Genomic DNA, 15,231 nt, shown 5'->3' with positions numbered 1-15,231 from the left:
GCCTTCCCAATCAGTAATATTGGTAGGAAAACCCGTAATCCGTATACAAAACGGCTCGCCCTTTCTTCACAATTTTGCAGCAGAAAACATACAAAATGAAAACACGACAATTAGGAACCTCAGGATTAGAAGTGTCCGAACTTGGTTTCGGCTGCATGGGATTAAGCCATGGTTATGGTCCGGCAACAAATGAAAAAGATGCCATTGCACTCATTAAAAAAGCTTATGAATCGGGCATTACTTTCTTTGATACCGCAGAAGCATATGGACAAGGCGCCAATGAACAATTGGTAGGTAAAGGATTGCACGATGTACGAGATAAAGTAATCATCGCTACCAAGTTTGGCTTTAAAAACGGCAGGAATACAGATGGTTTGGATAGTCGCCCGGAACGCATCAGGCAGGTGGCGGAAAACTCGCTCCGGTATCTGCAAACCGACTATATCGACTTGTTTTATCAACACCGCGTGGACCCGAATGTGCCTATTGAAGACGTTGCCGGAACCGTAAAGGATTTGATTGCCGAAGGCAAAGTAAAACACTTCGGTATGAGTGAAGCCGGCGTGCAAAGTATACGCAGAGCGCATGCCGTACAACCAGTGGCAGCCCTGCAAAGCGAGTACTCTATGTTCTGGCGCGAACCTGAAAATGAAATTATTCCATTGCTTGAAGAATTGGGCATTGGCTTCGTTCCGTTTAGCCCGTTGGGAAAAGGATTTTTAACCGGTAAGATGAATGCGGACACTGAATTTGACAAGACCGATGCCAGAAATATCCTTCCTCGTTTTACCAAAGAAAACCGGGAAGCGAATCAAACCATTGTTGACCTTGTAACAAAGATTGCGGGAGAACATAACGCAACGCCAGCACAGATTGCATTGGCATGGCTGCTGGCACAAAAGCCATGGATTGCGCCCATTCCGGGAACTACTAAAATGACCCGCTTAGAAGAAAATACAGGTGGTGTAAACATCCACTTAAACGATGATGATTTAGCTAATATCAATAAGGTCCTGGACAGCATCAGCCTTCAGGGAGAACGCTATCCCACAAGCATGGCAGACCTGCAGGGCAGGTAAGCACTACCCGGAATCCCATACAGTCGTTGCGCTCCGGCAACCTTTAGCCGCCCCTTTCTCAACTTCTTTGACGATGTGGAGCTATCGGGTCATAGTGTAATCACTTTGTTTTCTTCTTATATAATTTGGTTCTTCTGACATAACGATCTTTTTGGTATATCGCTATTAAGGAACAGCCATTTATTCGAAAAAGGGACCGTATCTTAAGTAAAATACGGCCCTTTTTTTGGGGACAGGTAGTCCTCCAGCCACTTCTGAGGGCGTTTATTTATTTTTAATACACGTTCTTTTTTTATTCTACTTTTTTTACTTCAGAATACACCTGTTCAGCTACACCTGCCGTCTTCACCCCTACCCTTACAAAATACGCCACATCCGCAGGCAAGGTCAGTTGTATCGTAACCGGCCCTGATATATCAGGCGTGACAGCTGTACTTTTGATGTTGTTCACCTGGTCTACAATATTGGTATTTCCAATATAAAGATTCACTGATTCCAGTGGCAGGTTATTGTTGATTTGTTGTATGGAAACAGTCGCCGTGAGCTGTGTAGTAAGTACCCAGCTGGAAGAAGCGGGGTGCGCGGAAACGGGGCGCTACCATTTTTACAAACACATACTTGCCATCATGCGTATTTCCGGGGCGGATCACCCTGTAAGGATACAATGCATAGATCACGGCATCGGCACCGGACGTGCTGCCATTCCATACCTTGTCTGCAATACGCCAGCGTTTCAGATCCCATAACCGGTGGTCTTCAAAAGCCAGTTCGACCCGACGTTCATTGCGGATGCGTTCATTCGTTAACACGGTCACACTGTTCGCAGGGAAACCGGCACGTTCGCCCAGGGCATTGATATAATTCAACGCTATGCCGGTCTGACCTAATTCAAAGACGGCTTCTGTTGCATTGAGATAGACTTCCCCGAGCCTGAACCATACCCACCATACATCACTTTGTACACCACGGGTACTGGTTTTATCATTCGGATCAATCAACTTTTTCAGGTAGAACCCTGTGTTGGAAACTTCCTGTATAGAGCGGTGAGGACCGGAGGTACCTGTCAGCAATTTACCATCTGTGTAAGTGGTGCCAAGGTCGCTGCCTTCTACGATATCGTAGGCGTTGCGGGTATCGTTCCATACAGTTACACCTGCCTGTATAGATAGTGGTAAGCCTTTAAAAGTGGTGCCGGGGTAGATGATGTACGTACGAGATCGTCCGATTTTAAGGTGCTTACGGCACCTGTAACGGATGCTTTGCGCTGCACACCATAACCTACCACGACGATGTCGGTCAGGTTACTGGCCAGGGAGGTCATGGAGATCTGGATACGGCTGCTGCCGGAGAGGGTGACTTCGCGGGTCTGGTAACCGATGATGCTGACGGTTACCACGCTTCCGGGAAGGGCGGATAGTGAAAAGGTGCCATCGGGTTTGGTCACCACGCCTTTGTTACCATTTTTGACGGCGATGGTGGCACCGGGAATCGGGTTATTGGCAGAATCGGTGACAATGCCGTGAAAAGTTAGCAGATCGTGCTGCTGAGGGTATGCCCGTTCGTAATCGAGCAGCAGCAACGCTAAAAAAGCGTAAAGCAATTTCATAACGTCTTTTTTTTACGTTTAAGTGGAAATGTAAGATGGAGGGTGAATAGCATGGCAAGGGCCCTTCCATGCTGATGCAACCGGGTTTTTAATTCGTATGAATCATCGGTTTAACTACGTACAGTGCTACTATTAGTCAGAATGTTTTTTTTCTATAACGGGTAATTTCAGGGTGAATTTAAAATATAATTGTCATTAGAACAATTATAAATCGGTTCTTTGGGAAAATAAAGATTGGATTATATTTATGATTTAGAAATTATACCTATATGATAAAAAATGCATTGCGGGTGGTAGGGGTTATACTTGTACCAGTTTGTGTAGCGATAATATCTCATTTTATTTTCAGTTCCGGAACTATGGAAGGGTTATGGGGATTGATGACAGTAGGGTTCCTCTTTGGGGTACCGATGGGCATGGGGGCTTTGACGGTTTTTGTTTCCAGAAAAGAAGATGTATTGACTAGAACTTATAGTGTATTGATGCCGTGGTTGACAGTGACTGTTTTTATGATAATCACGTTGCTGTTTAAAACAGAAGGTTGGGGATGCTGGGTCATGGCGATGCCATTATTTCTGGCTTTGAGTTCTATTGGGGGCTTGATAGCGAGGCATTATAAACTGAAAGATAAAAACAAATTGCAGGTGTCGCTGGTAATGGTGCTATTGCCGTTTGTGATAGCGCCGGTGGAGCATCTGATCGGAGCTATCCCGGGCAGGTATAAAGCGGATACACATATTGATATTCATGCACCGGCAGAAAAGATCTGGGAGAATGTAACGAGGGTCAGGGAGATCCCTGCTTCGCAGGATAAGGGGTGGCTGACAAAGGCGCTGGATTTTCCAAGGCCTGTAAAAGCAGAGCTGGATTATACAGGTGTAGGCGGCGTGCGTGAAGCTATATTTACAGGAGGATTAGTGTTTCATGAAACAGTAACGGAGTATGTAGCGCAGCAGAAAATGGTATTTACGATAAAAGCGAATCCTTATGAGATTCCTTCCACTACGATGGATGAACATATTGTGATAGGCGGGGAATTTTTTGATGTACTGAATGGAACGTATGAGTTAGAGCAGTTAGGTAAGGATTATTACAGGGTGCATTTGTATAGTCATTTCAAGTTGAATACGACGTTTAATTTTTATGCGAGTGTATGGGCAGGGTGGATAATGAAGGATATACAGGGGAATATATTGCAGGTGCTGAAGACAAGATGCGAGAATTAAAGGGAAAAAAGTTTTAAATCCACTCAAAATAATAAAAAAGGGATGTACCAGAAGATACATCCCGTTTGACTAAACACTTATCTCTACTTATCTAATTAACATCCCAGAAGATCTTCGTATCCCGGGTATCGTTACCAGATACCGCAGAATAGTTAGCACTGTTATACAGTTGTTCCGAAGACGGATAAAGTAGGCGGGTTGGAGGTGTACTACCACTGGAAGAAGTGGATGTAGCAAAGCTCAGCTCCGGATAACCGGTTCTTCTGTACTCTGCCCATGCCTGGCCCGATTGCAGAATGAAGAAGTTCATCCATTTCTGCGTGTAGATCTTGGCCAGCTTTTCTGTAGTGGTTCCGCTGTAGGCGATATCGCTCTGCAGCAGGTAAGTACTGATGGTAGCAGTTGTAGGTGCTGTCAGGGCAGTCCAGCTACCACTCTTCAGCACCATATTGCTGTTGATACTATAATAGAAAGCGGTAGACTGTGTAATACCAGTTTCATAGTCAGTCTGCGCTGTTCCGAGACTCCATCTTTCATCTGCTTCCGCTTTCAGGAAGCTCACTTCTGCAGCGGTCATCAGCACGGCCGGAATATTATAGTTGTAAAAGAAAGTAGCAGAATCATATGTAGCATAGCCACCTGCTTCGTATTCTGTAGATGTACCAGTGGAAGGGAATCCTTTGAAACCATTGGTACCATCTGCATCCCAGAACACATCTGTACGTGGATCACCATTTGCGACCATCAGCGTATCCAGCAGGTAAGCAGGTGCGTATGGGTAACCGCTGAACACATCATATAAATCACTCTTTAAAGCACTTGGGCTCATCCAGACCACCGCATTGTAATCATTGGCAGAAATCATTGGATATGTACTTGCATCTGCCAGCATGGTAGTGACTTCAGATTTTGCAGTCGACTCATCATAATTGGATATTCTCATCAGCAAACGCAGACGCAATGAATTTGCATAACGCTGCCATTTGGTCAGATCGCCGGAAAACATGAGGTCCTGTTTTGCCAGTTCTGTTTTAGTGGCAGTAGCGATAGAAGCGGTATCAAAGTATGTATTGAGCACTTTCAGGTTTGTAATCATAGTGTCGTACAGGCTGGCGGCATCATCGAATGCTGCATAACTGAGCGACTTGCTTGAGTTCAGGGAATTAGACTGTGAAAAAGGTATATCTCCCCAAAGGTCTATCATCTGTGATGCCTGGTCATAAACGATCACCTCTGCACACTTCAGGAATACCTGTTGTAATTCCTGTTGTGAAGTAGACAATTCATTATAAGCAGCCTGCATTTCACGATAATTGCTCATGATACCGGGACCGGAATAGTTGTAATCGGTACCGGTAGCACCATCGTAAAAATCTACCCAACGGTTTTCAGTGTATGTCGTAGATGGAATATACATCTGGGCAGTGGGATCAATAGCCGCAGTCTGTGCATACCCGGCCGTATAAGGCATAATAAAGGTATAGCCGTCCCAGTAAGAAGGATGGATCCTTTTATTTAGGAACATACCCGAAAGCAATTTACCCATGGAGCCGGTGGTGGTCAACTCCGGGTTCGCGTAATTCTCTTCCAACTGTTTCTTACAGGAACTGAAAGTACCCGCAAGTAATGTAAGGAAAGCAATATTTATGAATAGACGTTTCATTTGTGATCTGATTTAGGCAAATAGTTTAGCAATTAAAATTAGAAGCGCGCACGCAGGCTGGCACCGAGACTACGGGTAGGACCGGCAGTACCATTGTCAACCCCCTGGTTCACCCAGCTGGAACCTACTGCCACTTCAGGATCTAAACCATAAGGCAGCGACTTGTACAGGTAAAACAGGTTGCGACCTATCAGTGACACCTGTAATTGTTGTACATGCAGACGCTGTGTGACTTTTTTAGGCATGCTGTAGGAAAATGCTACTTCACGAACTTTGATATAACTATTATTATATACTGCAGCAGAATAATCACCATCTGTACGCCAGTTGAATGTATTCTCGTAATACGCGGCCGCAGTAATAACCTTGGTGTTGGTAGCACCGGTAGAGGTTACCCCATTCAGGATCAAACCATCATGACGGTCACCACTTTCGCTGGCTGTGTAATCGGCAGTTGCATCATCATTCGCAACATAACTGATACCACCATGTGCTGCATCCCTGTATTTCAGGGTGCTCTTAAACATACCTGCGCCGACCTGGTAGTAAGTAGGGATAGATACCAGCTTGCCACCAAAGCGGTAATCGAGTGTGAAGTCTAATGTAAAGGCTTTATAGCTGATAGTGTTTGAGAAACCACCCACTACCTTTGGCATAATGTTACCAACGTATTTGTAAGAATTGGCATCTACTGTGTAGTAACCATCATCACTTACCACTTTGTTACCATTGGCATCCGTCGTCATGGGGTGCACATAAATATTACCCAGCGCATCGCCTATTTCAGAGCGCAGGATCAGGTAACCACCACCTTCAACATCATTGGTAAGACTGGTAAGACCACTACCCAATTCAGTCAGCTTGTTCCTGTTGATTGCGAAGTTGAAACGGGTACTCCAGCGGAAATTCTTTGTTTCTATTGGAGTGGCACTGATGGCTGCTTCCACACCGTAGTTGGAAATACTACCTGCATTTACCAGTGCTGATGTAGCACCGCTGGAAGGAGCCGTACTTGCTGTAAGTATTTGTTTATTGACCTTGTTATTGTAGTAACTCAGGTCAAGGCCGATTTTACCATCAAGGAACCTGGTTTCAACACCGATTTCCGCCTCACGTTTCTGTTCAGATACAATATTTTCATTACCAAACCCGGAAGCATTAGGCTGCTGATAAAGAATGGTAGCACCATCGTATGCCAGTGAGTATTGGTTATAAGCCACATTCGCAGCATAAATAGCAGGATGGTTACCCACCAGTCCATAAGATGCCCTCAACTTTCCATAGTTCATCCAGGAAGGCATTTTAACCACATCAGAAAATACAAAACCTGCATTCACGGATGGATAAAAATAAGAGTTTACATTGGATGGCAATGTAGAAGTACCTTCATAGCGACCGGTCGCTTCCAAATAAAGGTAATTCCTAAAGCTCAGGTTAAGCATACCAAAGGCAGCCACATCCAACTGCGTGGCTCTTGCGGAAGAAGCAGTAACAGTGCTGGCAGAGTTGCTCAGGCTGAACCAGTTCTCATTTACAAGACCATCGGCCGTTGAAGTTTTCTGGTAAGTATAGGTCTGTTTTCTACCGGAAGCACCACCTGTGGCAGAGAGGTCAAAGTCTTTATTAATTTTAGGATTATACGTCAACAGGACGTCACCATATGTCACGTTGTTATTACGTGTTTCCAAAGAATATGCCCCTGTATAACCCACGGATGCCGGCTGTGTATTATGTTCTTTATCAGCAGCGCTCCAGCCGGTATAGTCACCACCGATGCGGCCGCGGAATTTCAGGTTGTCAAGCAGACTTACATTCAGCGTGATACTGTTGATGAAGCGGTTTTGTGTTTCATCATAACTGTTACGCAGATTGGTATACAGGTAATCCAGCAGGTTGGTAGCACGTATGTTGTAAGTTAACTTCTCATCCTGATCATAGTTACTGTTGTTATACATTACATATTTATACCCGTTGGATGTTTTGTACTTATCGTAATATGTACCCATATCATCCATACGGCTGAAGAAACCGCCATATGAACCGAAAATGTTACTCATCGCATAGGCGCGGTTATGGGTAAAATTATTGTTGTAAGTAGATACGAGATCCACTGACACTTTTTTATTCAGCTTGAGTGTACCGTTAAAGTTAAAGTTGTTTTTATTCAGGTTGCTACCTGGCATAATACTTTTATAATCGGTACGGGTATAAGACATACGATAACTACCATTCTCATTGGCATTTGACAATGCTATATTCAGGTTAGAGTTATAACCCTGCTGATAAAATTCTTTGTAGTTATTTTTATTGGCCTTATAGGTACGGGTAGAACCATCCCAGTACTTCACTGAGCTGTTGTCGAACTTAGGACCAAACTGTGCGTAAGCACGATAGTAAGGATGCGTAGAACCATCCGAATCGGTCACCCAGCCTTCATAGTCAGCAATACCATTCCCTACGTTGGTCTGTGCATCGTAGCCCGGACCATATTCGTTCTGGTAGTCGGGACTGTTCGCAATGTTCTCAAGGTTATAGGTGTAATTGATATCTACACCAAGGCCCCTGCTTTTGCTACCTTTTTTGGTGGTAATTACCACAACACCGTTGGTGGCTTCAGAACCGTAGAGTGCAGATGCACTGGCGCCTTTCAATATCGTGAGACTTTCGATATCTTCCGGGTTGATGTCAAGTGCACCGTTTCCATCAATACGACTGTTGGTCGTACCCCATGACTGTGAAGTCAGCGTGTTGAAGTTACGGATAGGGATACCATCTACTACATACAAAGGTTGTGTATTCATCCCATAGGAAGAGACACCTCTTACCTGTACGGATACTGCACTACCAGCACCACCGGGAGCAGATACGATCTTTACACCGGCTGCTTTACCATAAAGTGCAGAAGCAAAGTTGGTCGATCCTGTCTTGGTAAGTTCTTTCGAACTGACGGTGCTTACAGCATAACCGAGTGCACGTGCTTCTCTTTTAATACCCATAGCGGTAACCACTACTTCATTCAGGCCTGTCTGATCGGGTGCCATTTGTACAGAAGATGCGGCAGATGCTGCTACTTCCTGTTTCAGATAACCAATGTACGAGAAGATCAATGTAGCGCCAGGAGCGACTTTCAATGAAAACTTTCCTCCGTCACCGGTACTTGCACCATTGCTGGTACCTTTTTCCTGCACACTTACGCCCACAAGTGGGTTGCCTTTTTCATCCTGTACAGACCCCGAAACTGTTTTCTTTTCCTGTGCAATGGCTCCGAAAGCGCATAGCAGAAACAGGACCGTACATACAATAAACGATCTTTGCATTGAGTTGCTAATTTTTGTTGATAATATAGAGTGTGTTAAAGCAAAAACTTCCCCCTGCTGTGTTGTAAACACAGCGTGATATTTATTATTTGATATAAGGATCCCCTTTACTACATGCGATGCATGCAGTTTAAATTGTTTATGAAAATAATTCCCCTGGTACTACACGTGTTTCATGCAGTTCATTTTGATTTTGAAAATAGTTTTCCCTTTACCACATGAATGACATGCAGTTGAATTGTCTTTTTGATAATAGCTTCCTGTTTACTGCACGTGGAACATGCAGCGAATGAAGATTTTGGAAATTATTATTCCATCAGTGTAGGTATTACACGACTAAATTTTTACTTGTTTGATTTAATAAGCGATTGCCCTTCTTTTATGTTCATTGTTCTTTCAAATATTCACATGTCTTTTCGCAACGATTACAGCTAGGATAAAATGGAAATAAAACTCTACAGGAAGAAGGTTAGATGGAGAAGGTGTTTCAGAGGAAGTAAATCATTATGATGTGTTAAACTTAAGTAAACTTTTTAGAATTAACAAAACATAATGTTAAACAAGCGAAAAGATAATTAGACTGTGATAAAAAAATATTAAAAAGAGGGCTATTATTAATAAATGAAACCCCTGGGCACCACATAAAATGGAATCTGACGCTACCCTGTATCCGAATTAAAAGAGGGTGTATCTAACTTTTGATACACCCCCTCTTTCTGCTTAAATGATCTTTTCTGAAACAATCACGAATAGTATTGCGGCTGCAATGAGAAGTGGCCTGAAAAATAATGGTCTTCGCTTTTTTATCACGAATGCACCAGCTGTGTAAACAGCTATGAACACAGATAACAGGATGCATGTGGTGTAGACCTGCTCCGTGATCAGTAAGGACAATGCCACAGGAATAAACAGCAGGCTAAGCGTAACAGGAATATCCTTGTATCGCTGTGCTTTGATCTGCCTGCGAAGGGAACGTATATTAAGTATCATAATTAGATTTTAATGTCACTGCCTGCTTGTAATTCGTAAGGTGTTTTACCCTGTTCGAATATTTTTGCAGGCATGGAACCTTCAAGGCGGATATTATTTCCTTTGATACGGATCCAGCTGCCTTCGCGCAGACCGATCACTGGAATAGATTGCTGGGTATGGAATTCGAGTATACGGGTTTCCCTGGTTTCACCCATGTGTGGTACACCGGGAGTTGGTTCCTGGTAGTGCGGGTTTAAATTGTACGGCATTAAACCCATAGTCTGGAAACTGGGCGGATATACGATCGGCATATCGTTCGTCGTTTGCATATTCACACCACCGATATTGCTGCCGGCACTTGCGCCTATATAAGGTGTGCCTTTAGAGACAACATCGCTGAGCAGCTCCATTAATCTGAGTTCATGCAGTTGTTTTACCAGTACGAAAGTATTACCGCCACCAGTGAAGAAGCCTTTGGCCTCGCGGATAGCCTGTGCAGGATCTGCGAAAGTATGAAGCCCCTTTACATTGATGCCGATAGTCGCCAGACCGGCGGTAGCCCGGGCAGTATATTCATCGTGCGAGATGCCACCAGGACGGGCATAAGGAATGAAGATGATTTCGTCGATACCGGCAAAGAGTTCCTGCATGACCGGGAGGAGGTACTGAAGGTATTTTTCACCGTAAAGTGTAGAAGTACTGGCTAGTACAACGTTTTTCATGAATATTGGTTTAATATTATGGTGCAAAGGTATATATTAGTTCTATGATGAAAAAAGTAATCGGTGTTATCGTGGGGATTGTAATGCCACTTTTGAGCATGGCGCATGGGTATTGACTGGTGAGTGAAGGAAGTGATAAAGGGGGTAAAACCGGGACGCTAAAGGTCTTTTATGGGGAGATGAATGATAATAAAAGCCAGCTATCGATGTAATTATTCTTACTATAAAACGGTAGGATGATCCTGTTATAAAAACATTCCTGGAAGAGGGAATTTATCAACGGGAGGATGAATCCCCTCTTCCAGGAATATTTTATTTAGAATTTCAATGCAAAACTACCCAACACCCTTGTCGGTGGTTGCGGTGTCAACCTTACAGACCATGCTTTCTGACTGGTCAGGTTATCCACCTTCACACCAATACGGTACTTAGCTCTCTCATAAAACACTGACGCATCCAGCATTACATAAGAAGGAATGGTAATTTTAGTAGTGCGTGTGTTTGTCTGATAAGACATATTGCCACCATTTCCACCAAAACCAAATCCAAGCCCATTCAGTTTTCCACTGGAAATATGATAGCTCGCCCAGAAGTTCCACATATCAGGAGGACCGGACAATGCTGGTCTTAAACCCAGTGTAGCACTATCCGACTTTGTATATTTACTATCGTTATATGCATAACCGGCCACGATGTTCAGACCTTTAACCGGGTTTACAGTGATCTCAGCTTCCAGCCCCTTGCTACGCTGTGTACCATTCTGTTTGCTGTAACCATCATGTTCCAGATCGGTAATGATCACATTCTTCACCTGGATATCGTAGTAGCTCAATGTACCCACCAGTTTATGCTGCCATACATCCACTTTCACACCGCCTTCCAGCTGGTTACCCTCTTCCGGTTTGAAGGCATTGCCTGCATAGTCAGTACCGGTTTCATGGAAAAAGCCATTCATATAGTTTCCAAATACAGACACTTTATCTTTCAGCACTTCATACACCAGGCCCAGTTTTGGAGACAGGGCTGTCTGGTGATAATTTGTACCCGCAGCAGTGGTATCGTATATAATGCTATGCGTACCCTGTGCACGATAGTAATCTACACGCAGGCTCACCATGGCCATGAGGTTCTGTGTGATATTGAACACATCAGAAGCATATGCTGCATAGCTATTATCGCCATTGTTTTCGTTTCGGATAGAGGTACCAGTAGCCACTGCCACTAATGAATCAACTTTGGATTTACTAAGGCGGTAGTTGGCACCCGGATGCTGGAAATTAATGGTGGGTCCTGCCACAGTCGTTCTGTCAAAAGAGTTGCTGTTATTATAATAATCCAGGCCTACCACCATACGGTTACGGAATTTACCGATGTGGAAATCACCGATAAAGTTCTGCTGAATATCAGTAGCGATGAAGGTAGTATAACCTGAGATCACACTGGCGCGCAGGGTAGAATCCGTACGACCGTTCAGCGCATTGATATAACCATTGATGGAAGAACGGGCACGGGATACCACCGTTTGAGAGGTCCAGTGTTCGGATATCTTATAGTTGATCTGGGCGAAGATGTTCATCATCTGTGTCTGGTAAGCCAGTTCATTGCTCAGGAAGAGTCGCTTGTAAGGAAACTTCATATCGGCAATAGAGAGGGTTTTACCGCCTCCGGTGTAAGGATTGAACCGAACGACAGAAGTACCTTTTTCCTGCCCAAATTCCACATCTAACAGCAGGGAAAGACGATCTGTGATCTGGTAAGAGAAACTTGGCGCCAGGCTCAGGTTATTAGTAAAGCCCATATCCTGGAAACTCTTCTGGAAGGTAGTGGCACCATTCAGACGGAAGAGCATTGTTTTATCTTTATTAACGGGCGTATTGACATCTACAGTAAGACGGTTGTAGTTCCAGCTACCACCGGTAAAGGAAACCTCACCGCCAAAACCGTTGAAAGGCTTTTTGGTAACACGGTTGTACAAACCACCGTAGCTGCTGGAGATATTGGTACCGAACAGGGTGGCAGACGGGCCTTTGATGGCTTCTACCCTTTCCAGGTTCACAGGATCGAGGGTGGCGAAAGCTGCACCAGCTACCCCATTCCGCGCATTGGGTTCTGTTTCAAAACCGCGCTGGCGGAAGGTAACGCGACCCTGGTTGGCAATCATTGGAATACCTGCACCGGGTACGTTTTTGGAAATGCTACCCAGGTCTACGGACATCTGTTCTTCGATCAGTTCCTTTGGCACCACGTTGTAAACCTGTGGGTTTTCGAGGTTCTTCAGGGGAAGACGGCTTACGTAGTAGCTTTCTTTCCTGGAGAACTTATTGATATTCCCGATTACGCGCACTTCCTGTAAAGCCTGGATGTTTTCTTTGGTGAACTGGTAATCCAGTACAGCCGGGCGACCAAGAGTCACTGCCACACTGAATTCTTTTTGTGCAGCACCAAGGAGCTGGATCCTTAGGGTGTAAGTACCAGGATTGATGTCTTCTATTCTATAATTACCATCGTTGTCTGTAAGGGTACCTTTCTGTAATTCAACGATAGAAATGGAAACGAGTTCAATTGGTTGGCCATCGAAGGCTGTAATGCGGCCGGTAATGGCGCCGCCATGTTGTGCAAATAGTACGATTGGAAAGCAAAATAGTATAAGAAGCAGCGTAGTCTTAAACATTCCTGACATGCAAAAAAATTTACGCAAAGCTACAGCCCGGAATTGGGGAGCATTTACGCGATCGGGAAAAGTTTAAAAAAATGTTAAAACGATTATCTGTGGGGAGTTGGGGAGGGTACTTACGAATGCGGAAAAAATAAAAGGGCTGTTATTATTCAAATACAGCCCTTTTATGAGTTAGATGACTTTGAGTGATTTCTCTTTGCGTGATCACCATTGGGTAGATTACTCTTGGATGGATCACTATTGAATGAATCACTATTGGATGGATCACTATTGGATGGATCACCATTGGATGGATCACCATTGGTTGGATCACCATTGGATGGATCACCATTGGATGGATCACCATTGGATGGATCACCATTGGATGGATCACCATTGGATGGATCACCATTGGATGGATCACCATTGGATGGATCACCATTGGATGGATCGCCATTGGATGGATCGCCATTGGATGGATCGCCATTGGATAGATCACCATTGGATGGATCATCATTGGATGGATCACCATTGGATGGATCATCATTGGATGGATCGCCATTGGATGGATCATCATTGGATAGATCACCATTGGATAGATCACCATTGGATGGATCTCACTTTTCGAATGATTTCCCCTCTGAATGATCTCTCTTTGAAAGATCTCCCTCCCGGGTTATTTCATTTCCACTCCTACACTTACTCTTGTTTCATCGAGGAAGAGATTCAGCGTCTTTGGCTTAGTGCCGGCAGGCAGTCTGAATTTATTCTCTACAGATGATTTTGTAGATTCCGCATCAGCAGATACAGAATTGTAGTTATCGTGCGTGATGTTGGTACCATTGTCCAGTGTGAGACGGAAATCATTTGGATTAATGAATACACTGTTCTCTCCAACTTTATTCTTGTTGGTGAGTTCGATTTCGTAAGTGAGTTCTGTACCGGTCACTTTACCTTCATTGTCGTACAGCTCTACAGCACTGCCGTTTTTCAGTCTTATGAATGCTTCTTTCTTCTTGCCCAGGAATGCGGTATCCGGACTGAAAGTGACAGTATAAGATTTAGGCTCGTTAGCTGGCGTAGCTTTTTCTTCTGAAGGGGAAGGGGAAGTAGTTGCCGCACTGCTGTCCGCGTTTTCAGATGTAGTTTTGCTTTTGCAGGCTGCGAAAAAGATTGCAATTGAGAATACAGATGCCAGAATGGTTTTGTTCATTTTTATATTTATTGGTTTAACAATGCAGATCTTTGGGTAACGCAAATGTATGAATAATTGAGTAATTAATGAGTAGTGGCTGTTTTAAGGATAAATTAATTTAATCTGCTATGTATTAATTTTACCTTTGCTCTATTAAAATCCTTTGCTCTGCGAAGGATTTTAAAAACGCGGAAGCGGCTACAAAACATCTGCCGGAGCAGACGTTTTGTAGCCGCTTTTTTGTTATTGTTTTATTATCCTCTTTTACGGAAATGAATATTATAAGTCGCACCTACCCCAGCATACTGCATGCTACTTCCATTCTCCTCACTCCTGAATATCCCATTATAAAACGCAAAAAAGTTCCAGCTATAATTATGATACCCTAACTGAGGCCTCACATACACCCCACCGGTAGCACCATCCACACCTGTCACAAAGCTATACCCTACATCTGTACCCGCAAAAAATCCTTGACTCTTTGGATAGTACCTAACGAATAAGCCTAATGGAACTGTCCCAAAATTCTTATACCCATCCTTCGGGAAGAAATGATTATACCCGGTCGTCAAACCTAAACCAACATGATTTGTAGACATTACCTGTCCTTTTAATTCAGCACCCAATGTAAAATTGCTCGTCTTTGACAGGTTACCAAAAGGCACGCCTGCATTGACACCCACCTTCAGCCATGAATTCTTACTGGTTACCTCTTCTGATTGCGTTTGCGCAAATGTAACAACTGACAGTGCTGTTAAGGCCATTAATAAAACTACCTTTTTCATATGTCCCTCC

At 43.9% G+C, this 15,231-nt stretch carries 13 protein-coding genes; 2 read left to right on the top strand and 11 right to left on the bottom strand.

Features of this window, described 5'->3' with window-relative positions:
- Nucleotides 1–95 precede the first annotated feature (95 nt).
- On the top strand, nt 96–1,079 hold the full coding sequence (locus SIO70_RS17845) for an aldo/keto reductase (RefSeq protein WP_320572854.1): 984 nt from the start codon (nt 96–98) through the stop codon (nt 1,077–1,079).
- A gap of 292 nt (nt 1,080–1,371) precedes the next feature.
- Here the strand turns inward: SIO70_RS17845 and SIO70_RS17840 are convergent, their stop codons facing one another.
- Genes SIO70_RS17840 through SIO70_RS17830 form a run of 3 tightly spaced genes read right to left on the bottom strand, consistent with a single transcriptional unit; the run spans nt 1,372 to nt 2,685 of the window.
- Entirely contained in the window at nt 1,372–1,569 is a 198-nt protein-coding gene (locus SIO70_RS17840) for a DUF3823 domain-containing protein (protein WP_320572853.1), read from the bottom strand.
- Nucleotides 1,570–1,585: 16 nt separating this feature from the next.
- Nucleotides 1,586–2,194 carry a RagB/SusD family nutrient uptake outer membrane protein gene (locus tag SIO70_RS17835; protein ID WP_414017930.1) on the bottom strand — a complete coding sequence of 203 codons (609 nt, stop codon included), beginning with the start codon at nt 2,192–2,194 and terminating at the stop codon, nt 1,586–1,588.
- A 32-nt stretch (nt 2,195–2,226) separates the two neighbouring features.
- Nucleotides 2,227–2,685, bottom strand: coding sequence for a carboxypeptidase-like regulatory domain-containing protein (locus tag SIO70_RS17830; RefSeq protein WP_320572849.1), 459 nt, complete (start codon nt 2,683–2,685; stop codon nt 2,227–2,229).
- Between the two features lie 269 nt (nt 2,686–2,954).
- On the opposite strand from SIO70_RS17830, the gene SIO70_RS17825 reads away from it, so the two are divergent.
- Entirely contained in the window at nt 2,955–3,911 is a 957-nt protein-coding gene (locus SIO70_RS17825; protein ID WP_320572847.1) for an SRPBCC family protein, read from the top strand.
- Between the two features lie 91 nt (nt 3,912–4,002).
- On the opposite strand, the gene SIO70_RS17820 is transcribed toward SIO70_RS17825, so the two are convergent.
- The 8 genes from SIO70_RS17820 to SIO70_RS17785 form a co-directional block, all read right to left on the bottom strand.
- A complete protein-coding gene (locus tag SIO70_RS17820; RefSeq protein WP_320572846.1) occupies nt 4,003–5,574 on the bottom strand; it encodes a SusD/RagB family nutrient-binding outer membrane lipoprotein in 1,572 nt (523 codons plus the stop codon).
- A gap of 38 nt (nt 5,575–5,612) precedes the next feature.
- The gene (locus tag SIO70_RS17815; RefSeq protein ID WP_320572845.1) at nt 5,613–8,891 is read right to left on the bottom strand and encodes a SusC/RagA family TonB-linked outer membrane protein; all 3,279 of its coding nucleotides are present in this window, start codon (nt 8,889–8,891) and stop codon (nt 5,613–5,615) included.
- A 720-nt stretch (nt 8,892–9,611) separates the two neighbouring features.
- Nucleotides 9,612–9,881, bottom strand: coding sequence for a hypothetical protein (locus SIO70_RS17810; RefSeq protein ID WP_320572844.1), 270 nt, complete (start codon nt 9,879–9,881; stop codon nt 9,612–9,614).
- Nucleotides 9,882–9,883: 2 nt separating this feature from the next.
- A complete protein-coding gene (pepE, locus tag SIO70_RS17805) occupies nt 9,884–10,585 on the bottom strand; it encodes a dipeptidase PepE (RefSeq protein WP_320572843.1) in 702 nt (233 codons plus the stop codon).
- A gap of 316 nt (nt 10,586–10,901) precedes the next feature.
- Nucleotides 10,902–13,265: a TonB-dependent receptor gene (locus SIO70_RS17800; RefSeq protein WP_320572842.1), complete on the bottom strand. Its 2,364-nt coding sequence runs from the start codon at nt 13,263–13,265 to the stop codon at nt 10,902–10,904.
- 142 nt (nt 13,266–13,407) lie between these two features.
- Nucleotides 13,408–13,848, bottom strand: coding sequence for a hypothetical protein (locus tag SIO70_RS17795; RefSeq protein WP_320572841.1), 441 nt, complete (start codon nt 13,846–13,848; stop codon nt 13,408–13,410).
- A gap of 69 nt (nt 13,849–13,917) precedes the next feature.
- Nucleotides 13,918–14,454 carry a hypothetical protein gene (locus SIO70_RS17790; RefSeq protein ID WP_320572840.1) on the bottom strand — a complete coding sequence of 179 codons (537 nt, stop codon included), beginning with the start codon at nt 14,452–14,454 and terminating at the stop codon, nt 13,918–13,920.
- A 236-nt stretch (nt 14,455–14,690) separates the two neighbouring features.
- Nucleotides 14,691–15,221, bottom strand: coding sequence for a hypothetical protein (locus SIO70_RS17785; protein ID WP_320572839.1), 531 nt, complete (start codon nt 15,219–15,221; stop codon nt 14,691–14,693).
- Nucleotides 15,222–15,231: the final 10 nt, after the last annotated feature.

It is taken from the genome of Chitinophaga sancti (assembly GCF_034087045.1).
GTDB lineage: Bacteria > Bacteroidota > Bacteroidia > Chitinophagales > Chitinophagaceae > Chitinophaga > Chitinophaga sancti_B.
Note: the sequence above shows the minus strand (reverse complement) of the source record. Positions and strands in the feature narration are given on the sequence as shown.